This is a genomic window from Corallincola luteus, from assembly GCF_004336975.1.
In the GTDB taxonomy this organism is placed as follows: domain Bacteria; phylum Pseudomonadota; class Gammaproteobacteria; order Enterobacterales; family Neiellaceae; genus Corallincola; species Corallincola holothuriorum.
This window is the reverse complement of sequence record NZ_SJXE01000001.1, coordinates 1,288,808-1,310,994: the sequence shown is the minus strand read 5'-3', so window position 1 is coordinate 1,310,994 and position 22,187 is coordinate 1,288,808. Positions and strand designations below refer to the sequence as shown.

Annotated in this window: 19 protein-coding genes and 1 riboswitch; of the genes, 10 read left to right on the top strand and 9 right to left on the bottom strand. The window is 49.9% G+C overall.

Features of this window, described 5'->3' with window-relative positions:
- Nucleotides 1-2: 2 nt before the first annotated feature.
- The 3 genes from ligA to smc all read right to left on the bottom strand — a co-directional run bounded on the left by ligA (nucleotide 3) and on the right by smc (nucleotide 6,571).
- Nucleotides 3-2,021, bottom strand: a complete 2,019-nt coding sequence (gene ligA / locus EZV61_RS05785; protein WP_131414597.1) for an NAD-dependent DNA ligase LigA — start codon at nucleotides 2,019-2,021, stop codon at nucleotides 3-5.
- A 72-nt stretch (nucleotides 2,022-2,093) separates the two neighbouring features.
- Entirely contained in the window at nucleotides 2,094-3,089 is a 996-nt protein-coding gene (zipA, locus tag EZV61_RS05780; protein WP_114337795.1) for a cell division protein ZipA, read from the bottom strand.
- 32 nt (nucleotides 3,090-3,121) lie between these two features.
- On the bottom strand, nucleotides 3,122-6,571 hold the full coding sequence (gene smc, locus EZV61_RS05775) for a chromosome segregation protein SMC (protein WP_131414596.1): 3,450 nt from the start codon (nucleotides 6,569-6,571) through the stop codon (nucleotides 3,122-3,124).
- A 148-nt stretch (nucleotides 6,572-6,719) separates the two neighbouring features.
- On the opposite strand from smc, the gene cysZ reads away from it, so the two are divergent.
- On the top strand, nucleotides 6,720-7,478 hold the full coding sequence (gene cysZ, locus EZV61_RS05770; protein WP_114337794.1) for a sulfate transporter CysZ: 759 nt from the start codon (nucleotides 6,720-6,722) through the stop codon (nucleotides 7,476-7,478).
- An 86-nt stretch (nucleotides 7,479-7,564) separates the two neighbouring features.
- Here cysZ and EZV61_RS05765 read toward each other — a convergent pair whose 3' ends face one another.
- Nucleotides 7,565-7,933 carry a diacylglycerol kinase gene (locus tag EZV61_RS05765; RefSeq protein ID WP_130565996.1) on the bottom strand — a complete coding sequence of 123 codons (369 nt, stop codon included), beginning with the start codon at nucleotides 7,931-7,933 and terminating at the stop codon, nucleotides 7,565-7,567.
- Between the two features lie 243 nt (nucleotides 7,934-8,176).
- Here EZV61_RS05765 and purT point away from each other — a divergent pair, with 243 nt between their 5' ends.
- Nucleotides 8,177-9,361: a formate-dependent phosphoribosylglycinamide formyltransferase gene (gene purT / locus EZV61_RS05760; protein WP_131414595.1), complete on the top strand. Its 1,185-nt coding sequence runs from the start codon at nucleotides 8,177-8,179 to the stop codon at nucleotides 9,359-9,361.
- Between the two features lie 79 nt (nucleotides 9,362-9,440).
- Here the strand turns inward: purT and EZV61_RS05755 are convergent, their stop codons facing one another.
- Entirely contained in the window at nucleotides 9,441-10,199 is a 759-nt protein-coding gene (locus EZV61_RS05755) for a sulfite exporter TauE/SafE family protein (RefSeq protein ID WP_130565998.1), read from the bottom strand.
- A gap of 206 nt (nucleotides 10,200-10,405) precedes the next feature.
- Nucleotides 10,406-10,488, top strand: a riboswitch (cyclic di-GMP riboswitch).
- Between the two features lie 140 nt (nucleotides 10,489-10,628).
- Nucleotides 10,629-10,811, bottom strand: a complete 183-nt coding sequence (locus EZV61_RS05750) for a hypothetical protein (protein ID WP_131414594.1) — start codon at nucleotides 10,809-10,811, stop codon at nucleotides 10,629-10,631.
- Nucleotides 10,812-10,985: 174 nt separating this feature from the next.
- On the opposite strand from EZV61_RS05750, the gene EZV61_RS05745 reads away from it, so the two are divergent.
- The 4 genes from EZV61_RS05745 to EZV61_RS05730 all read left to right on the top strand — a co-directional run bounded on the left by EZV61_RS05745 (nucleotide 10,986) and on the right by EZV61_RS05730 (nucleotide 17,079).
- Nucleotides 10,986-12,494, top strand: a complete 1,509-nt coding sequence (locus tag EZV61_RS05745) for a hypothetical protein (protein WP_131414593.1) — start codon at nucleotides 10,986-10,988, stop codon at nucleotides 12,492-12,494.
- 179 nt (nucleotides 12,495-12,673) lie between these two features.
- Nucleotides 12,674-13,639, top strand: coding sequence for a cysteine synthase A (cysK, locus tag EZV61_RS05740; protein WP_114337789.1), 966 nt, complete (start codon nucleotides 12,674-12,676; stop codon nucleotides 13,637-13,639).
- 239 nt (nucleotides 13,640-13,878) lie between these two features.
- A complete protein-coding gene (gene asnB, locus EZV61_RS05735; RefSeq protein WP_114337788.1) occupies nucleotides 13,879-15,543 on the top strand; it encodes an asparagine synthase B in 1,665 nt (554 codons plus the stop codon).
- A gap of 285 nt (nucleotides 15,544-15,828) precedes the next feature.
- On the top strand, nucleotides 15,829-17,079 hold the full coding sequence (locus EZV61_RS05730) for a glucan 1,4-alpha-maltotetraohydrolase domain-containing protein (RefSeq protein WP_170308592.1): 1,251 nt from the start codon (nucleotides 15,829-15,831) through the stop codon (nucleotides 17,077-17,079).
- Nucleotides 17,080-17,186: 107 nt separating this feature from the next.
- On the opposite strand, the gene EZV61_RS05725 is transcribed toward EZV61_RS05730, so the two are convergent.
- Nucleotides 17,187-17,798 carry an FMN-dependent NADH-azoreductase gene (locus tag EZV61_RS05725; protein ID WP_131414592.1) on the bottom strand — a complete coding sequence of 204 codons (612 nt, stop codon included), beginning with the start codon at nucleotides 17,796-17,798 and terminating at the stop codon, nucleotides 17,187-17,189.
- A 169-nt stretch (nucleotides 17,799-17,967) separates the two neighbouring features.
- Between EZV61_RS05725 and EZV61_RS05720 the strand changes: the two genes are divergently transcribed.
- Nucleotides 17,968-18,741, top strand: a complete 774-nt coding sequence (locus EZV61_RS05720) for a DUF481 domain-containing protein (protein ID WP_131414591.1) — start codon at nucleotides 17,968-17,970, stop codon at nucleotides 18,739-18,741.
- Nucleotides 18,742-18,791: 50 nt separating this feature from the next.
- Here EZV61_RS05720 and EZV61_RS05715 read toward each other — a convergent pair whose 3' ends face one another.
- Nucleotides 18,792-19,220 carry a helix-turn-helix domain-containing protein gene (locus EZV61_RS05715; protein WP_233496447.1) on the bottom strand — a complete coding sequence of 143 codons (429 nt, stop codon included), beginning with the start codon at nucleotides 19,218-19,220 and terminating at the stop codon, nucleotides 18,792-18,794.
- Between the two features lie 130 nt (nucleotides 19,221-19,350).
- Between EZV61_RS05715 and EZV61_RS05710 the strand changes: the two genes are divergently transcribed.
- From EZV61_RS05710 to EZV61_RS05700, 3 genes are all read left to right on the top strand, one after another.
- The gene (locus EZV61_RS05710; protein ID WP_114337785.1) at nucleotides 19,351-20,055 is read left to right on the top strand and encodes an SDR family oxidoreductase; all 705 of its coding nucleotides are present in this window, start codon (nucleotides 19,351-19,353) and stop codon (nucleotides 20,053-20,055) included.
- A gap of 119 nt (nucleotides 20,056-20,174) precedes the next feature.
- A complete protein-coding gene (locus EZV61_RS05705) occupies nucleotides 20,175-20,375 on the top strand; it encodes a hypothetical protein (protein ID WP_114337784.1) in 201 nt (66 codons plus the stop codon).
- Nucleotides 20,376-20,392: 17 nt separating this feature from the next.
- Entirely contained in the window at nucleotides 20,393-21,184 is a 792-nt protein-coding gene (locus EZV61_RS05700; protein ID WP_130566003.1) for a sugar nucleotide-binding protein, read from the top strand.
- Between the two features lie 89 nt (nucleotides 21,185-21,273).
- Here the strand turns inward: EZV61_RS05700 and EZV61_RS05695 are convergent, their stop codons facing one another.
- Nucleotides 21,274-22,089, bottom strand: coding sequence for an HDOD domain-containing protein (locus EZV61_RS05695; RefSeq protein ID WP_131414590.1), 816 nt, complete (start codon nucleotides 22,087-22,089; stop codon nucleotides 21,274-21,276).
- Nucleotides 22,090-22,187 lie beyond the last annotated feature (98 nt).

The following is a 22,187-nucleotide window of genomic DNA, read 5'->3' as shown; positions in this document are numbered from 1 at the left end:
ATCTACACTTGATGCTCGGTAAACAGCGTAATCAGCGCCTGTTCATCCAGCACCTTTATTCCCAGATCCTGCGCTTTAGTCAGTTTGGATCCGGCAGCATCCCCCGCTACCACACAATGGGTATTCTTCGACACACTGCCAGCCACCTTAGCACCTAAGAGCTGCAGCTTTGCTTTCGCCTCGCTACGCCCCAATTGGCTCAATGTGCCGGTTAACACCCATGTTTCACCTTCAAGTGGCTGCGCCGATGCTTCCCGTACTTCAACATCAGGCCAATGCAGTCCGACTGCCAGCAAAGCTTCGATCACTTCAAGATTATGCGGCTGTTTAAAGAAGGTAACGATATGGTGGGCGACGATTGGCCCGACATCAGGCACTTTGAGTAAGGTAGCTTCATCTGCTGCCATCACTTCATTGAGCGTACCAAAATAGTTAGCTAAATTGAGTGCGGTGGCCTCCCCCACTTCCCGAATACCAAGAGAAAAAAGGAACCGCGGCAATGTCGTTTGCTTACTCTGTTGCAGCGACGCGATTAAATTTTCTGCCGATTTACGTCCCATGCGGGGTAAACCGGAGAGTTCCACGATAGACAGTTTAAACAGGTCTGCAGGGCTGGCTATCAACCCCTCATCAACCAATTGCTCAACCAACTTATCGCCCAACCCATCAATATCCATCGCCCGCCGAGCAGCGAAATGTTTAATCGCTTCTTTGCGCTGCGCACCACAGTAGAGTCCGCCGCTGCAACGGCTAACGGCCTCATTTTCGGCTCGTTCGACAACGGACTCACAAACCGGACAAGTCGTTGGAAATGAAATGGTTCTGGCATCTTCAGGGCGTCGGTCAGCAACCACGGCAACAATTTGTGGGATCACATCCCCAGCACGCCGCACTATAACGGTATCCCCCACCCTCACACCAAGACGGGCGATCTCATCAGCGTTATGTAAGGTGGCGTTAGACACGGTCACGCCACCAACGAACACCGGCTGCAATCTGGCAACCGGCGTGATCGCCCCGGTACGTCCCACCTGAAACTCGACATCTTGCAGCAAGGTGATCTCTTCTTCGGCAGGAAACTTAAACGCCGTTGCCCAGCGCGGTGCCCGAGACACAAAACCAAGGCTGTTTTGCTGGGCCAAGCTGTCGACCTTCAACACCACACCATCTATCTCATAGGGCAAAGCGGCGCGCCGCTCCATGATGTCGCGATAGTAAGCAATAACATCATTTTGGCTGTCACGACGTTTCACTTCCGGACTCACAGGCAGCCCCCATGACTTCAGCTGCATTAGCTGCTCATAGTGACTACTGACAGCCGCATAGTCCCCCTCGATGACACCGGTAGAATAAGCATAAAAAGCCAATGGGCGCTTTGCCGTAATGCGGCTGTCCAGCTGCCTTAAACTACCCGCGGCAGCATTACGAGGATTAGCGAACTGCTTTTCATCGCGCTGCCGCGCACGCTGATTAAGTGCATCGAAACCAGCCTTCGGCATAAAAACTTCGCCACGCACTTCTAGGCGTGGGGGAAAATCATCACCTCGCAACTTCAAGGGTACAGAGGTGATCGTCTTAGCATTGGCGGTGATGTTCTCTCCGGTCTGACCATCGCCACGGGTGGCAGCCCGAACTAATCGTCCATTTTCATAAAGTAAGCTAACCGCTAAACCATCCAATTTCGGCTCGCAACAAAAACTGAACGCGGCACCATCCAAGCGCTCTTCGATACGGTTGGCGAATGCCACAAAGTCCTCATCATTGAACACATTGTCCAATGACAACATAGGCACTTCATGGGCCACCTGCTCAAAAGCCGCCAACGCCTGTCCACCCACTTTTTGCGTCGGCGAATCAGACTGCAACAACTCAGGGTGCTGCTCTTCCAACACGCGTAAACGTTGCATAACGCGATCATATTCCGCATCTGGCACCGTCGGCGTATCCAGCACGTAATATTGATAATTAAACTCTTCTATCTGCGCGCTCAGCGCTGCCATTTCCGATTGTATATCCGACATCGGTAACCCTGCTTCAAAGTGTTAAGTGAAAAAGCCTCCATAACGGAGGCTTTTCTTAAAAAGAGAAGATAATTAGACGCTAAGCAGTTTCTTACGCTCGAACTCGCGGATCCGCTCCTGATAATGCTGGATCTTCTGCTTAGTCAGCACATTTCGCTGATCATCAAGCACCTGCCCGCGCATCTCTGCGGCCAACTGTTCCGCGGCTTTTAACATCAAGCCAAAGTTTTTCTGCGCTTCGCCATAACAGGGCAGCGTCATAAACAGCGAGATCCCCTGCGTATTAAAGCTTTCCATCGACTCTGGATCAAACGTACCCGGTTTCACCATATTCGCCAGGCTGAACAATATTGGACCGGTGCCTGCTGGCGACTGATGGCGATGGAAAATAGACATTTCACCAAACTTTAAGCCCAAGGTAAGCAAGCAAGGCAACATTACCGCGCCTTCAAGTGTCCCCGAGGGACCAGCAACCACATTCAGAACCAACACATCCTGTGGCTCTCCCAATGGTTCATCGTCGGCCGCAGGCGCTTGCGCAGCTTCGTTAGCGGCTGGCTTATCGATAGCCGCAGAGCTCGGTTGCGACTCTGGCTTGATCTCTGCCACTTCCTCAACTGGCTCAGCAAACAGATCCACTTGTTCTGTTAATTCTGGGGCAGAAGTCGGCTCTGAAGAAACCTTAGGCACAGTGAAGCTCGGTTCAACTTTTTCTGCCTTAATCGAGGCCTCAGTAAAACCAGCGTTACCGGCTCCTGAAACTGCGATGCCCGGTTCAACCCGCTGCTCAACGTCACTTTGCAGTGCTGCATCCGTTGGAATACTTTGCTGTTGAATACTCTCATCATCAGCACTGCCAAGCACTCGCACTTTGCCAATACCATCTTGGTCAAAACCATCAGACACTGACGAAGACTCAGCACCGGATGCAACATCAGGCACGCCGACGTCGCCCTGATGTATCCTATGATTGCTATTCTGCTTACGAATAGACCAGAGGCCATGAATAAGAATCGCGCCAATGGCGATAGCCCCAATAATGATGAGAATGATACGAAATCCTTCCATATACACACTTGCTTTTAGTAATAATTCTTAGACTAACCTAGCTCAGCTAACGCCACAGCCTGCTCAACGTCGACTGCGACTAACCTAGATACGCCAGGTTCCTGCATGGTTACCCCAGTCAAGTGACTGGCCATTTCCATTGATACTTTGTTGTGACTGATAAAAATAAACTGAACTGTTTCTGACATCTCTTTCACCAGATTACAGAACCGCCCGACATTCGCGTCATCCAATGGTGCATCGACCTCGTCCAGCATACAAAACGGCGCCGGATTGAGGCGGAAAATAGCGAACACCAATGATAAAGCGGTCAACGCCTTTTCGCCACCCGACAACAGATGAATCGTACTATTCTTTTTGCCTGGAGGCTGCGCCATGATAGTAACACCTGTTTCCAGTAAGTCATCATCAGTCAATGCGAGATGTGCGCTCCCTCCACCAAATACTTTCGGAAACAGATGCTGCAGATCCGTGTTCACCTGTTCATAGGTCTCACGGAAGCGCTGACGTGTTTCTCTGTCAATCTTACGTATCGCAGTTTCCAAAGTACCAACCGCCCCTTCCAAGTCTTCATTCTGACTATCAAGGTACTGTTTTCGTTCCGCTTGTTGTTCATACTCTTCAATCGCAGCCAAGTTGATAGCACCAAGGCGAGAGATCGCTTGAGTGGTTTTTTCCAGCTGTTGCTGCCACTCATCTTCACTATAGCTATCAGGTAACGCGACCAATAACTCTTTCAAATTGGCCTGCATTTCATGCAGGGTTTCCAACACAGAGCGCGCACGAACACGGAAACCTTCAGCTTCAATCTGCAGATCAGAGATCCTGACCCGCTGTTTTTCCAGATGTTGCAGCACATCCCGCTGTCCCATCTCTAGCTCGCGAGTCTGCTCATCAAGACCTGATAACTGCTCGGTCAGTAGCTCCAGCTCACTGCTGAGTTCAAGTCGTTCAGCCAGCAATATCTCCAGCTGCTCGGCTTGATCGACATCGGGGGTTTCATGTTGCTGCAGCTCTTCAACTAACTGCTGCTTGCGTAATAAGGCTTCGTGGCGATCTTTTTCCGTCCGTTGCTGTGCCTGGCTCAAAGCAGTAAGTTGTGCCTTGAGGTTTTCCTGCCGCAACGCGATCCCCTGGCGTTGCTGTTGCCGCTGTTGTACCTGCAGCTTAGCCTGCGACACTTGCTGATCAAATGATTCTTTTTGCAGCCGTAGTTGATCCTGCTGCCCCATATCATCAAGACGCTCGGCAACCTCCAGCTGTTGTGCAAGCAGTAACTCCTGCTCCGCTTGATGTTCAGCAACCTGTTCTTGTAACAGCGTCTGCTCCTGTTGCAGCCGCTGTTTTCTGAGTTGGCGTTCACTGTGCTGCTGGTCGGCAAAATGCCGTTGTTGGCGCAGTGTGGCCACCTCAGCGTCAATACGCCGACAAAGCCCCTGCTGCTCAGTGAATTGCTGTTGACAGCGAGCGACTCGCTGCTGCGCCTGTTGCAGCTCCTGTTTGTCACGGGTCAGTTGCACTTGCAGCGGACTGATCTGTTCAGCCAGCATCAATTGCTGCTGGCGGAGCTTAATCGGCCCAGCCACCATGTCGACGTCCGGATGTAACCAGTGTTGCCCCAACCAAACGCCACAGCGGCTGATCACCGTTTGCCCTTCAGTTAAAGTTGGTTGCCGTTGCCACGCCTGCTCTGCCGTATCTACGCACTCAATACCACGAAGCAGATTGGCTACGGCATATTTAGCTTCACCGTCTACTTTACTGGCTAAGAGGTGAGACGCCACCACAGCGCCACTACTGAGCTGGAGTAATCTTCCCGCGGCTCCCGCCGTTTCGGCGGCAAGTGCATCACATAGGTGAGCCTGGCTAAAACTTGCCAATACCTTTTCAACTGCCAGCGTCCACTCCGGGGCCACCGTCATCGCCTGATACAGCGGCTTCACTCCGTCCGGTAAAGCTTCGCTCTCCGCAGCCTGAGATAACTGACTATCGAGGGCTTGCCACTGCGCTTGTAATCCGGCAAGGGCCAATTCATTCTGATGAACCTTACTATCCAGATCCGTCAACGCCATTTTCGCGTCACCGACGGCTGACTCACTCTCGGCCAGCAATAGCTGCTGTTCCGCTAGTTGCTCAGTTTGCATCGCCAGGCTTTCTGCCAGCCGGTTCAACTCAAGCGTTAATTCGGCATCATCTAATTCGACCAGTTCATCGCTGACCTGCTGCAGACGCTGCCCTTGTTGTGCAGACAGTTGTACTAAATGATTTAACTTGCTCTCTAACAGCGCTTGTTGCTGCCGCACTGCGGCCTCAGCCTGCTCTGAAGCTTGCCAGCGCCGCTGCCAATCGATAACGGCCGATTCGGCGTCATCGAGCATGTTTTGTGCTTGCTCGATCTCCTCATCAAGGAGCAGTGCAGCTTCTTGTTGCGCTGCTAATTCATCGGCTGAAATCTGTTGCTGCTCAACTTCGCTGGCAATCAAGAGTTCAAGCTCCTCCTGCTTAGCAGCAAGCAGAGCTAATTCATCTTCTAACCGCACCCGTTGTTGACGGCTTGCCATCATCTGCTGTTCAAGGCGAGTGATCTCAGTCGTTAACTGGAACAATTTTTGTTGGCTATGTTGCTGATCGCTTTTCAGCTGTTCCCGTTCTGTCTGCAAAGCGATCAGACGGGATTCTTTGCCTTGCTGCTGGGCATTAAACTGCTCAAGCGCCGTTTCCTGCTCTGCTTGCTCGCGCTCACAGCGGTTCAGCTGCTCATTCAACTGATACCAACGGATCGCATACAGCTCACTTTTAAGCTGACGTTCTCGCGCTTTAAGTTCCTTAAAGCGTTTCGCGGCAACCGCTTGGCGCTGCAGTTTTTCTAACTGCTTACCCAACTCATCCCGCACATCAGCCAAGCGTTCCATATTCTCGCGAGTATGTTTAAGCCGGTTTTCGGTTTCACGACGGCGCTCTTTATATTTGGAGATCCCCGCGGCTTCCTCAATAAAGATGCGTAGCTCTTGCGGTTTTGATTCAATCAGCCGAGAGATCATCCCCTGTTCAATGATGGCGTAGCTGCGGGGGCCGAGACCAGTACCCAAAAACAGATCGGTAATATCACGCTTACGACATTTACTGCCGTTTAACAGGTAGGTCGACACCGCATCACGGGTAACGACCCGCTTCACCGATATTTCAGCAAAATTGGCATAATTACCGCCAATACGGCCTTGGTGATTTTCGAAAACGAGTTCAACACTGGCTTGAGAAACGGGCTTGCGGGAGGCTGCACCATTAAAGATGACATCTGTCATGGCATCACCACGCAGGTTTTTAGCCGAGCTTTCGCCCAGCACCCAGCGCACTGCATCAATGGTGTTCGATTTACCACAGCCGTTAGGGCCAACGACTGCCGTCATATTGCCGGGAAATGGCACCGTCGTCGGGTCAACAAATGACTTAAACCCTGCCAGCTTGATCTGCTTCAATCTCATGGAGGCTTCGGTGCTTCGGAGTAATCTTGAAAATGGAGACGCGGCGACTTTAGCAGATTGTATAAAAGTTTGTAACAAGACAGGCATTTTACTGAGAGGCAGCTCTCTCTATACTGCACAGATATCGTAATGTAAGGAAACAATCCAGATGGCAGATCACCTGCTTAAACAAGGCCACAGCGGTGCCAGTTACTTCTTTCGCGGATTTGAACTGGTTAAAACCCCAGGACTCAGAAAGTTCGTTATTGTGCCGCTCACCATCAACCTGGTGTTATTTGCAGCCGCGTTCTATTACCTATTTTTAAAAATCGATGAATTCATTCAGTATGTTAACGGCTATATCCCAGAGTGGTTAAGCTGGCTAAATTATCTGATCTGGCCGCTCTTGGTCATCACCACCTTAGTGGTCTTCTCTTACATTTTCAGCACAGTGGCCAACTGGATAGCCGCACCTTTTAATGGCCTATTGGCAGAGAAAGTCGAGTTGATGCTTAGCGACAAGCCATTCAACACTGGTGGCATGATGGATATGGTCAAAGACTTACCTCGTATATTCAAACGGGAGTGGCAGAAATTTGTCTATTACCTGCCGAAAGCCCTTGGTTGCCTCATCCTATTTTTTGTCCCAGTTATCGGCCAGACCGTCGCGCCGGTGATCTGGTTCCTATTTACTGCCTGGATGATGACTATCCAATATGCCGATTATCCATTTGATAATCACAAAGTACCGTTCCACGTAATGAGAGAAAAACTAGCCGAGCAGAAAGGCGCCAGCCTAAGCTTTGGCAGCATAGTGACCCTATTCACCATGATCCCGCTGGTTAACTTAGTCGTGATGCCTGTGGCCGTTTGCGGTGCGACGGCGATGTGGGTAGAACAGTACAAAGAGAGCACACTAAACCGCTAACCTTGTTGGCTTAGGTCGCGGTCAAAAGCAACAAGGCGTCTTCGATTAAACGCTTTGTTGCTTGCTACAGCGCGAAACAAGGCAAGCTAGGCGATAAAACGCTGATAGGCGATCAGCCCCCACACCACAGCAACATTAATGAGTGCAAGGAGTACCGCTGCCGAGCCCATATCTTTAGCTTTGCCACTGAGTTCATGGCGTTCTGTGCCCACCCGGTCGGTCACCGCTTCTACCGCAGAATTAAGCATTTCAACAATCAATAGCAGTAACAAACAACCGATCAATAAACTACGTTCAACGGCATTGGTACCGAGCCAGATAGCCACAGGGATCATCACCAACACCAGCAGCAACTCCTGACGAAATGCCTCTTCACCGCGCCATGCAGCTTTAAAACCCTGCCATGAATATCGGGTGGCATTCACGATCCGCTTAATACCTTTCACATCATTCACAACAACTCTCCACCCTCATCCTATTTCCAACACCTGAATATTAGGTGCGACGAAAGATCAAAGGTTCGGAGTTTAGCCAGTCATGCCAGCAATGACTATGACAATTCCATTACCTGCAGGCCGCCAGGCAACGGCGTCAACAAAATGCGCAAAAGAAACTGCGCCTAGTCAACTCAAAGAGACTAACCACGGCTATAATGTCGCGGAAATTTCAATTCACTATTGAATGAAAAGGAACATGGGATGATAGGTACACCAGGCGCGTCTCACGCCACCAAAGCACTGCTGCTGGGCAGTGGTGAATTAGGCAAAGAGGTAGTCATCGAGCTACAGCGATTAGGGGTTGAAACCATCGCCACCGATCGCTACGCCGATGCCCCTGCGATGCAGGTAGCCCATCGTAGTTATGTCATTGATATGCTTGATGGCGATGCATTGCGTGCGATCGTCGAAAAAGAACAACCGGATTATATAATTCCTGAAATCGAAGCGATCGCCACCGATACCTTGATTGCCCTAGAGCAAGAGGGAGTAAAAGTCGTTCCCAACGCCCGCACCACGCAACTCACCATGAATCGCGAAGGCATCAGACGACTGGCTGCAGAAGAGCTACAGATCCCCACATCACCCTATCGCTTTGCTGATACGCAGGAAGAACTCACTGCTGGTGTCGCCGCGGTTGGCATGCCGTGTGTGATAAAACCCATCATGAGCTCTTCTGGTAAAGGTCAGAGTGTGATCCGCCAAACCAGTGATATCACCGACGCTTGGCAGTACGCTCAGGAAGGGGGACGCGCTGGTGGTGGCCGCGTGATCGTTGAAGGGTTTGTCGACTTCGATTATGAGATCACCCTACTCACGGTATTGGCATCTGACGGTGTGCATTTCTGTGATCCGATCGGCCACAGGCAGGAAGATGGCGATTATCGGGAAAGCTGGCAACCACAACAGATGAGCCAAACGGCGCTGGTAGCCGCTCAAGCCGTGGCGGAAAAAGTAGTGAAAGCCCTCGGCGGTTTTGGCCTATACGGTGTCGAGTTGTTTGTGAAAGGGGATCAGGTACTATTCAGTGAAGTCTCACCACGCCCCCATGACACGGGCATGGTGACATTGATCTCTCAAGATCTGTCTGAATTTGCCCTCCACGTAAGAGCGATTCTTGGTTTGCCAATTGGCGAAATCAGTCACAGAGGTCCTAGCGCATCTGCCGTGCTGTTACCCGAAGGGAACTCCAGGGATCTAATCTTCGGCAACTTAACCAATGCCTTGGCAGTGCCTACTGCACAACTACGTTTATTTGGTAAGCAGGAACTAGCCGGTACACGCAGGATGGGCGTAGCCTTGGCTCGCGGCGAAAGCATCGAGCAGGCACTGACACGTGCAACAGAGGTTGCCAGCGCGGTTTCAGTGACATTTGCCGACGCATAAACAGAAAAAGCCTATGGCATCAACATGACATAGGCTTTTTCTAATTTTTACCGACCTCAAAACTGCGAAGAGTTAGCTGCTACAGATAGACCTTAGCCAGCAAAGCAAGTCCCGCCGCAATCGTGACCACTTCAAATGCTCGCTTTATCCACCGGCTCCCTTTGGCAATAGCCAGATGAGCACCTAAATAGCCGCCCAATAGCGAGCCCAACAGCAAAGCCGGTAACCAGCTCCATTGCACTTCCCCAAGCACACCTAATACCACGGCACCTGAACCATTCCAGACAACGCCTACCCAGACCAAGGTAAATGCCACTGCCCGCTTATAATCGAGGCCATACCAGAGCACTAACCACAGAGTCACAAACAAACCCGTTCCCGACGTCAATGAACCATTCAGCACACCGATGACAAACAAACCCAGGCCACCAATGGCGGAAGTCCTCAGGCCAGTGGCCCGCAACACTTGTGTCACGCCCAGCTGCTTCTTAGTGGCGGAATACAGCCCCAAACCAATCGTCAAACAGCCTAAAGCGGTTTGTGCCATCTGTTCCGGCACTGACAAAATCGTACGTGCGCCAAGCAATACGCCCGGTACGCCGAATAGCAACATCTCCAGTGACAATCGGAGGGTTAGCGTACGCTCTTTCGCATGCCGCACTAATGCACCAACGCCCAGCGCCACACTGGCGATCTTATGCGTTGCCAAAGCCACGGCAAACGGTAACCCCAAAAAGATGAGTAGCGGAAATTGCAACAAACCGGCTCCTCCGCCGGAAAATGCCGAAAAGGTATTAGCAATCAAAGAGACGATCAGCAGCGTGATTTGTTCGAGCATCCAATTCTCAAGCAGTGGCAGTGAAGAGAGCAGACAATAACGATTAGATAGCTACTGGGTCAAATTCCCCTCGTAGCTCCCCCCTGTCGGTCACGTCGGCCGATTAAAAAAACACCGAGGTTAACATTTACGTAACAGATCACAGAACCATCAAACAGCGCTATTTCGACTTGCTAAAAAAGAGAAAGTGTCAAATAATTTTACATAGCTGATAAAGGCAAACCAGTTGAAAAGCTGGGACGCAAAGCCACCGATCTAAGGGGAAACCTATGACAGCGGGGTTGCCGGTAATAGGAAGACTGTTCAGCCTTCCCTCCTACCCTATTTCAGCATCTGTGTACCAATAGCCAGCTTGTGACAAGCAAGCTAATCGAGATCTAATTTCGAAGGAGAAACACAATGCTTTGTTTTCAAAATCTAGCAGCCATCTCAGCACTGATGATAGTGCTGGTTATCGTCGGCTAGTTTCGCTTCGGCGGATATTTGGGAAGACTCGGCCAATGAGTAATGACGCACCTTTGGCCAACCAACATGACACTTTGCCGCATCAGCGGCTGGAACACACGGTGACCGCCCGGGGACTGCCCGTTGTTGATCTCTCGTGTCGAGCATGGACGCTCCCTTTCCTACCAACGCGTTCTCCCGACGCTTATTTGCGCCGGTCGGAATATCGACCGGCGTGTTATTTTTTGCTCTGAAGATATATCACCGCCAATTCCCTTTAATAACAGTGGAACTCATATTAACCTTAGGCAGACTACGGATTGATTGTTGACGGAGCCATTCATGCCCCAAACCAGGGTATTCAAGCTTGCCAGTGAAAGAATTCAGCATGCCTACGACGCACAGGGACACTCTGAGGGGTGGCAGTTTCTCACTTCGCCAAAAAACACCTTCAAGAAAGGGGCCGACATTATTTTCTTCACCCCTCTGCCGCTCACCGAATACCATCCGGACACAGTTTTTTCTGCAAGTGCAGAGCAAGGCAGTATTTTTGCGACGGAGCAGTGGGGCAACCATGCCATAGGGCGCGCGCCGTTACAGAAGCAGGTTCAGGCCATGTTTCGTCAATTTGCCCGATTATTCTATTGCTCTGGCGATGCACTGCTACAACGCAGTATGACCGCGCACTACATCCCTTTCCGCGCGACCAGTGCTGACACCCTCCACAATGAGGCAGATGCGCACCAGTTCGCGAAAAAGTTGTGGGCGGAGATACTGCCACCGCTAAACGCTAAGATCGTGATATGTATTGATGATCACACCGCCACCGATCTCTACGAGATCCTCAGTGGCGAAGCGCTTAAGCAAGCTGATGTCGACACCATTAAGCTGAACTGGGGTAACATCAGTGCCAAAGTTTATCCTCTTGGCAAAGGGGCTGCAGCCAGAGTACTGGTGCGCTTACCGCAACTCTCTCGCTTCACTATTTTCGACCGAGAAAAATCACAAAGTGCAGTTAACGAACTGATCGCCAAACTGCATACGCTCTTGAGTCAACCAGCCGCCACGGCCAAACCGGCAGTTAAAAAAGAGAGTAATAAAACAACTGACAAGCCTGCGCTAAGTAAGACGGAAAACAAGGCCGAGAAAGATGAGTCGAGCATAAATGAGCAACCGCTGGCTTCTACCGCGTCTACGGCGCAGGTAAAACAGGTCAATGGTGACAGTAGCGAAACAACCAAAACTGATAAGTCGGCGAAAACCACTCAGACCAACGATGTTGCAGCGCCTAAAGAACCGCAAACAAAAGCGGCAAGCGACGGACAAGAACAAGAACAAGAACAAGAACAAGAACAGCAAAAAACATCTGAAACAGGTGAGCGAAAATCGGACGTTGCTGGTGAGCCAAGCCAACCATCTACCGCGACAACGAGCGAGCCAGAAAAGCCAAAAGCGCAGCCACTACACAACAGCGATGGCTTAGAAGATGAAATTCTTCTCACCCAGAGAAGCCAGCAAGAGATAACGCAGCCGGAGATAAAAAAAGCTGAAGCCAAAGTTAAAGTAGAAAAAGCTGTTGCAGTTGAGACAGATACAGCATCAACCGTTGCGGATAAAAAAACAACAACACCGCAACAAGCCACATCACAGAGCCAAGCCAACATAGCCTCCCCCGCTCTCAGCCAATCCATTGCTGAACGGCTGGAGCATCCTTGCGCTGATGAACCTACACCAGATAGCCAGCTTTATGCTGAAGAGCCCTACAGCCGCAGCGCATTGATCGTCACCGCCGTTGAGGTTGTCATCTTTGTGCTCGCCGCCGTCGCAATGATCGCTTATGTCCTCAGATAATATGAGGGCATAAGCAACAGCATGATTTATCTCACCATTGCGGAACTATTTCGGCGAAATAAGTTCTATTCGCTTATGCAATAACGATATAACAAAATATACCTTTATATTATTTGGTTTGGTTGAGTATGCTTGACCCCGTACAAATTCAATAAGTCGGAACACAAGGGATCGGATCCATGAAAGTCTACGAAGATAATTCTCAAACTATCGGCCGTACGCCGCTGGTAAAACTGAACCGCGTGACCGGCGGTAATGTATTTGCAAAAGTTGAAGCCCGTAACCCAAGCTTCAGTGTTAAGTGCCGTATCGGCGCTAACATGATTTGGGATGCTGAAAAGCGTGGCGAACTGACGAAAGATAAAGAGTTGGTTGAACCCACTTCTGGCAACACCGGTATCGCGCTGGCCTTCGTTGCTGCAGCAAGAGGTTACAAGCTGACCCTGACCATGCCAAACACCATGAGTCTGGAACGCCGTAAGTTGTTAGTTGCTCTGGGAGCCAAAGTAGTACTGACAGACGGTGCCAAAGGTATGAAAGGTGCCGTTGCCAAAGCTGAAGAGATCCGTGACGCGAACCCGGATAAAGTTGTTTTACTACAGCAGTTTGATAACCCAGCTAACCCTGAGATCCATGTAAAAACCACAGGCCCTGAGATCTGGGAAGACACAGACGGTGAAGTTGATGTATTTATCGCAGGTGTGGGTACCGGCGGTACTATCACAGGTGTGAGCCGCTATCTGAAGCTGGAAAAAGGCAAAGACGTAGTCACTGTTGCTGTTGAGCCTGTTGAATCTCCAGTAATTGCGCAAGCAAAAGCGGGCGAAGATTTAACACCGGGTCCACACAAGATCCAAGGTATCGGTGCAGGCTTTATTCCTGGTAACTTAGACTTGGAGATGGTCGACCGTGTTGAGCAGGTCAATAGTGCTGATGCCATTGATATGGCTCGCCGCCTAATGGAAGAAGAAGGGATCTTGGCTGGTATCAGTTCAGGTGCAGCAGTAGTTGCTGCGAAGCGCCTTGCTGAAACAGATGAGTTCAAGGATAAGAACATTGTTGTGATCCTGCCAAGCTCAGCTGAACGTTACCTGTCCAGCGTGCTGTTCCAAGGCATGTTTAGCGACGCTGAAAACGTGCAGTAATCTTGTTATTCTAAAACGGTCAAGGTAGCCTTTGTTACCTTGACCGATGTTTATCCCCCTCCGCCACTATTTTTCACCGCAACTGCATAAAAACTACATATTTATGCGCTCAAAGTGACTTTTTACTTGATTTTTACCCATAGAATGGCAGAGTGCTAAGACCATTACTGGTCTGTGGGCAATGTGCTAAAGTCAGTGCCCACACCCATCAGAGACGTATTCAGGAGACAGGGAACGGTATGTGTTCTATTTTCGGCATTCTTGACATAAAGACCGACCCGGCAGAGTTGCGTAAGCAGGCATTACAGCTTTCTAAGCTAATGCGCCACCGTGGCCCTGACTGGTCAGGCATCTACGCAAATGATAACGCAATATTGGCCCACGAACGTTTGTCGATTGTTGACGTCAATACCGGCGCCCAGCCGTTGCTGAACCCGGAAAAAACTCACGCACTCGCAGTGAATGGTGAGATATATAACCACAAAGAGTTGGCAGCCGAACTGAACGTCGACTTCCAGTTTCAAACAAAATCAGACTGTGAAGTGATCCTGGCTCTGTATAAAGAGAAAGGGATTAACTTCATCGACGACCTGAATGGCATGTTTGCCTTCACCCTCTACGATGCAGAGAAGAACAGCTACCTGATCGCCCGTGATCACATAGGTATCATCCCGTTGTATATCGGCTGGGACGAGCATGGCAATTTTTACGTTGCTTCAGAGCTAAAAGCGCTGACACCGGTATGTAATAAAGTAGAAACCTTCCCCCCTGGACACTATCTGAGTAGCGAAGAGGGTGAAATTCGCCCCTACTATAAACGTGACTGGCAAAGTTACGATGCTGTGAAAGATAACAGCACTAGCCGTGAAGATCTGCGTTCTGCTCTTGAAGCCGCCGTTAAACGTCAACTGATGTCTGACGTACCTTACGGAGTACTGCTTTCTGGTGGCCTTGATTCATCAGTGATCTCTGCCGTTGCCCATAAATACGCTGCACGCCGTGTCGAAGACAATGAAGAATCAGAAGCCTGGTGGCCGCGTCTGCACTCGTTTGCGGTTGGTTTAGAGGGCTCTCCCGATCTATTAGCTGCCCGCGAAGTGGCTAACCATATTGGCACCCAGCACCACGAGATCCACTTTACCGTACAAGAAGGCTTAGATGCCGTACGCGACGTGATCTATCACCTCGAAACTTATGATGTCACCACCATTCGTGCATCAACCCCTATGTACTTGATGGCTCGTAAGATTAAAGCCATGGGTATTAAGATGGTGTTATCCGGTGAAGGCGCTGATGAGATATTTGGTGGCTACCTCTATTTCCACAAAGCACCTAACTCAAAAGAGTTTCACGAAGAGCTAAACCGCAAACTGGAAAAATTAAATCTATTTGATTGCCTTCGTGCCAATAAGTCGATGGCCGCTTGGGGTGTTGAAGCACGCGTACCATTCCTGGATAAAGAGTTCCTGGACGTAGCGATGCGCATCAATCCAGAAGACAAGATGTGTCGAGGCGATAAGATCGAGAAACAGGTACTCCGTGAGTGTTTTGCTCACTATCTGCCAGAAAGCGTTGCTTGGCGTCAAAAAGAGCAGTTCTCTGATGGCGTTGGCTACTCTTGGATCGATACTCTGAAAGAGATTGCTGACGCGGAGATCTCTGACCAACAGTTGGAAAATGTCGAGTTCCGCTTCCCGATCAACACCCCAGACAGCAAAGAAGCGATCATGTACCGCCAGATATTTGAAGAACACTTCGGTAACAATGAAAGCGTTCTCCGCACGGTTCCACATGGCAAATCTGTCGCTTGTTCGACACCGGAAGCCTTAAAGTGGGATGAAAGTTTCCAGAACCTGAATGATCCATCTGGTCGCTCTGTAGGTGTTCATAACGAATCCTATTAAACCAGCGTGATTTAGGTCACTTAGAAAGCAGAAAAAGAGCGGCTAATTAGCCGCTCTTTTTATTGTCAAAAACTTAAAGAGAGCCAGCTCACAATTCAGTTTTTGCTCATTTGATCTCGCTTGCAAATCGCTCAATAAACAAACTAATCGATACTCTTTTGTGACCATTCTCACTGCGCAACCAGTGCGTCAATTATTTGACTGTGTAGGATTGTTTGTTGACACGCCTAAGTGTCCCTGCCCTACGGTAGAGTAAAAACAAACCTTATTAAACAGGATATAATAATGAAGATTAAGGTATTAGGCTTAGCTTGCTGCCTCGCAGCCAGTATAGGTGCCGCCACCCAATCACATGCCGCAACAGAACAGAACAAGAGTAGTAGTGCCGTGCTACTTCAGGGGTTCCATTGGAACTCGCATCAGTACGGTTGGTACAACATAATGAAAGGCAAAGCATCGGATATGCAATCCCTCGGGATCACCCATGTCTGGTTCCCGCCACCCTCAGACGCAGCTTCCAGCGAAGGCTACCTGCCCCGCCAGTTAAACAAATTGGACTCTAACTATGGCTCTAAAAGCCAGCTGAAGAGCGCCATCACAGCCTTGAACAACAAAGGCATAAAAGCCGTAGCTGACATTGTGGTGAATCATCGAGTCGGCACCACTAATTGGGGCGATTTCACAAACCCCACTTGGGGTTCCTGGTCGGTCACCCGTGATGATGAATGGACTGGCTCTACCGGTAACTGGGACACTGGCGACGGCTACGCTGCCGCGCGCGATCTCGACCACACCAACACAGGTGTGCAAGATGGTATCAAGTCATGGATGAATAACGTACTCAAAGACGTTGGTTTTAGCGGTTGGCGATATGACTATTCAAAAGGCTACAGCCCTTACTACGCAAAAGTCTATCATGACGGTACCAATCCAAACTTTTGTGTTGGCGAGGTTTGGACCAACCTTTACTACAATGACGTCGATGCGCATCGCAAGCAGTTAATGGACTATGTTGATGGTACACAGGGCAGCTGCGCCGCCTTCGATTTCACCACCAAAGGCTTGCTCAATAAGGCACTGAGTAGTAACGAGTACTGGCGCCTTAAAGATGGCTCAGGCAAACCCGCTGGCGGTATCGGTTGGTGGCCACAAAAAATGGTGACCTTCGTCGATAATCACGACACCGGTCCATCACAATCATGCGGTGTTGGACAGAACCATTGGCCAGTCCCTTGCGACAAAGTGATGCAAGGTTACGCCTATATCCTTACCCACCCAGGTATTCCAACGGTTTATTGGCCACACGTTTATGACTGGGGCTTACGCGGTGAGATAAAAAACCTGATCGATATTCGCAAACGAGCCGGCCTGACCTCAACGTCCAGTGTCAATGTTAAAGCCTCGCAAAATGGACTGTATGCAGCGATCATTGGCGGCAAAGTTGCTATGAAGATCGGTCCAAATAACTGGTCGCCAGGCAGTGGCTGGCAACTAAGCACCTTTGGCAACAACTTCGCGGTATGGGAAAAGAAGTAAACCGCCAGCTAAGTGGAAGCCGCCCGGCATTATGCTCGGCGGCGTCATATGGTCAGGAGCAGTAAAGAACTTCAACAACCTAACTCAGAGCCGATTATTCGGCTCTTTTAGTGCGAACTACCGGCTAATTCAGTTAATGCGGTCTTAGCATGAGTAAGTGCTTCGGCGGCACCGTCTGCCCCCATCGCCAGCCCTTCAGCATATACAAACGCTACATCGGTAAGCCCCAAAAATGCCAATACATCAGTTAGATAGCGTGTTTGTGTGTCTTTTTCCGTACCGGCATACAAACCGCCACGGGTTGCAGCGACAATCACCTTTGTATTATTGAGCAATCCTTCAGGCCCACTTTCTGTATAGCGAAACGTCACTCCGGCTCTGGCAATATGATCAATCCAAGCCTTAAAGCCTGAAGGCACACCAAAGTTATACATAGGCATACCAACCACCACTTCATCTGCAGCCATTAACTCTTCAATGAGTTGATCACTGATCAATGCCAATTGCCGCTGTTCAGGACTTCTCTCCTCTACAGGCGTAGACCACGCTGACAACATCTTTCCATCTAGGTGAGGGATCGGCTCTAAGCCGAGATCACGAGAGATCACAACACCATCGGCATGCGCCGCCAACCACTTCTCAACGTAATGGTGTGTCAATTGGCTCGATTGACTCTGCTCTGCAAGAATGCTGTTGTTCAGTACAAGTAGTTTTTTCATCGGGTTGCTCCTTATCTGGAGCCTCTATAATACAAGCTAATTTAGCGGATAAAATCGTAAAAAATAGCCATTTTCGTTCTAATAATTAGAACATCCTGCTTTTTCACTTTTCTTCAAAATTGACACTGATAGGATGTAACTCGGATGTTAACTCGATGCGCAATTTTCCATGCAAAAGATAAGAACAATCAGTTTATGCGGCCTACTTTTCGTCACAAGCTTCAGCAGTCAGGCCATCACCCCTATCGATACCAAAGAGAACCCAAATCAAGGCTGGGGCGGCTCTGTCGGCATTGGCCTTGAAGGTGAATCAGGTACAAAAGATGAAAAAGAGTACGCTGCTAATCTCATACTCCGACACGTAAAAGAGCAACGAACAGCGTTATTGCTGTCCAACTATAACTACGCTGAAACCAATGACGTTAAGGATGAGGACGATCTGTTTGTCCATGGACGCTGGACAGAAAACAATTTTTTCCGCCCGATGTTGGACTGGGAGCTATTTGCTCAATATCAATATGACAAATTTGATGATCTTTCCAGCCGTGAACTTTTGGGCAGCGGCGTTCGCTGGCGCTTTGAAGACAAATCAGATGAAGGCAAGCTGTACACTAGCTTAGGGGCTGGGGGGTTCTTTGAACATGAAGAATCAGACAGTCAAAATGAAGAAAATAACAACTGGCGTGGAAATTTTTACGCCAAATGGGTGTGGGACCGCGCAGATGCCTTTCCGTACACCCTCTACGGCCAGCTCTATTTACAACCAGTGCTCGACGACCTTGGTGATTTAAGAGCAACCGGCAGCGGCGGTATTAAGTTTGGTATCACGGAAGCGTTAGCACTTCACCTAGAAGCTGAAGTGGAGTATGACTCTGAGCCTTTCGAAGAGGCGGAAGAAACCAATTGGGAATATGCGATCAAGCTTTCATACAGCTTTGACTAACGCCCACGAGTTAGTGAACGACGGCCTGTATCCAAGTCTTCGTTCACTGACTAATCGCACAATCCCATGACATAACGAACGAACGGCGTGGCCTCATCAAGATCGAAGTAGCCATCTTTCTTCTTCGTCGCACGGAGATATTGATAAGTCGCCACAATAACCTTCATCACCTTCTCATTTGCCACGCTGAGGTCATTCTGTTCAGCCATGGTCATAGTTAATTGAACCGACTTCTCTAGCGCTTCCATATCCACCACTTCGGCCTTACGATATTCATAGCCACAGCCGGTCGCTAACCACTCTAATGAGCAGTTCGCTTTCATAGCGATCTGGTTGGCTTTACTCAGGCTTGGCTCCGAGCCGGACAAATATTTACGCACCAGACTTTCACTTAACTCAACACGCCGAGCAAAGGCACTGACACTCTGCTCTCCCATTAACTCCCTTAGACGCGTCGCAAAACTGGCTTCTTCACTCACACGCTTTCTCCATTACGAAAAATTCACAACCGAAACTCGAACCAAAGTGCGAGACAATTCGCACCACAGGGTTGAATTTAGCACTCAAGAGATGAAAATACTAGAGAGACAACCAATGAGGATCTAGCTAATGGAATCAATTCAAGGCAAAACAATCATCATCTCCGGCGGCGCAAGCGGTATTGGCTTGGGAATAGCCGAAGCACTGATCGCCGAGGGTGCGAACTTAGTGCTCACCTCTCGTCGGACAGAGCTATTGGAGCAAGAGGCAGCGCGCTTAAGCGCTATTGGCCCAGGCAGGGCCATAGGCGTCGGTGCCGACGTGCGTAACAAACAGCAGGTGCAGGAAGTGGCTCAAGCGGCGCTGCGAGTGTTTGGAGGTATCGACGGGCTAATCAATAACAGCGGCCTAGGAGTCGGCGATAGTATTGAGTCGTGCAGTGAAGAGAATTGGGATCTGGTGATGGATACCTGTGCCAAGGGCACATTCTTAATGACCCAAGCGGTGCTACCCAACTTACGGGCGCGGCAATCCGGCCATATCATCAATATTGCGTCACAGGCCGCGAAGAACGGCTATGCCAACGCTGGCCCCTATTGTGCGGCAAAATTTGCCGTTCTTGGCTTCGCCGCCGCTTTGCAGGAAGAGGTGCGCGGTGATGGCATCAAAGTACATAGTCTCTGTCCTGGCCTAGTTCAGGTACCACGCCCACATAATGTCGCCGATCAATCGCCGGGATGGTTACAGGTCGAAGATATGGCGGCCGCCGTACTTTATGTGCTGAAACAACCAAAACGCGTGTTTCTGGAGAACATCGGCCTTTACGGCTTCTAACGGCAACGATAGCGGGAATAGCGACAGGCTCGACAACAAAAAAGAATATTGGCACGCTGCATGCTTTAACTCCAGTGTCTGGCAAATTTGCCGAAATATTGACACCACTGGAGTAAGGTATGGACAAGCAAAACGATGCTAATCGACTGGCTGAAATAGCGAATGCTGTGGCAGAAACGGTTAAGCAACCGGAACCCAATTGGCAGGAAGTATTAACGCTCGCGACTGAAGCTGACGGAATTTGCCAACGGCATCAAGTAGACTGCCCTTTTGACGTCAACTATATTCGTTCCATTGCGGAGATTGCCTCCGCTGCATAAATAAAAAGCGGAGTACCATGAAAGCGATTATTACCGGCGCCAATGGCACCCTCGGCAAGCATTTAAGCCAACACCTGAAAAATCAGGGTTGGACGGTGCTGCCTTGGGATCGCCACAGTGTCACAGTCAACGACTGGCACCAAAGCTACCAATTCCTGCAGCGAGTGAAGCCTGATGTTATTTTCCATCTGGCCATCGCGTCCAGCAGCACCGGATTGGAAAATGAAGGTTGGCGTATCAACCACGATTGGCCTCTGCAGATAGCAGACCTCTGCCGAGAGCTCAATATCGAGCTGGTATTCACCAGCACAGCAATGGTTTTTTCCGATCACGCGATAGGCCCATTCACCCCCAACAGCCAACCAGATGCCGCCGAAGGCTACGGCTTTGAGAAACTGCGAGCGGAGCAAGGAATAAGACATAAGCTGCCGTCAGCACGGATCGTACGCCTGGGTTGGCAAATAGATGAAACACCCGGTGGCAACAACATGCTGGAAAACCTTTGCCAGCAAGCAGCGGCTGGTAATGGCACCATTAGCGCGAGCGAGTGCTGGTATCCCGCCTGTTCCGCAATCAATGAAACGGTGAAAGGCTTAGTCAAAGCCTATGAACTGCCTGGCGACACCTATATGCTCGACAGTAACCGCCAATGGACATTTTTTGATGTCGTTAACGCAATCAAAACCAAACACAACATGGATTGGCACGTGGTCGCGAATCAAGATTTCGTATTCGATCAACGAATGCAAGATCCTCGACTGCCGATGCCATCACTGAGAGAAGCTTTCCCGGCGCTAAAGCCGATATAGGTAAAACTTCTGACACTTCTCCCACCAAGGGAGAAGTGTCAGAGAGATAAGTAAACGCCAACAAAGAACAAGGCGGAAACTAGCGCAGGTTATGCTGCCAGTACACCGTGAAGCTTAAGTGCACTCTTAGTACGCTCACATTGGCCAAGTTCAGAGGTGGGCGACGTAGAAAGTTTGGCCGCCCAAAGGTAGTGAGTGAAGTGAAACTCACCATCTTCTATCGGTGGTTTCACCAACGCCTGAGCGTAAGCGTCTTGCATTCCCCAGCGCTGTAGCGTTAGCTGCAAGTACTTATTGCTCAAAGTAAGCATATCCTCAATAGTGTCTTGGCTAAGCGCTGGCAAGCTAGTTTCATCTTCACCAGCATCATTAGCACTTCGCGTGATCACTTGGTCTGCGGCAGTCAATACAGCTAACGAACCAACCCCCGACATCACTGCGGCAGTCAAAATATCGGAAGCATCTAAGCGTCGGCATTTGGCGGGTTCGCGATGGCGATGTTGCCAATACAATTCAGTGGCCACCTGCCCTAGGCTCCAGCTTTGCTGCCAATTCAAACGCATACGCTGGGCAATATTGCTATCTAAACAGCGGGCATCGTGCAGCTGCTTAGCCGCATAGATCATCGCCAATTCACCTACCGCATGTATCCCTATTCTTCTAATAGCGTCAGCCACCTGATGGCAAGTCTGCTTTCCCGTGCCATATAGCGCACTATTAGCCAGCTTCAACAAATACCCACTAAACGCCGGATCTTTTAGCACCGTCTCTTCGACATCATAAAGATCAGAATTTGGATTAACACACAATCGACGCACGGCAACCACTTGCTCGGGCAATGCCAGTAAGTGTTGCTCTGAATTAAACAGCGCCGCCATTGCGCCTTTCATCTGCTGAATTGCCAAACAGCCTCCCAAACAACCTAGGCCAGAATCAATTGCGCTATTTTGCCTGCAGCAAAGAAACAAACCAAGCGACGCAGACCACGCTTTTCATTATCCGT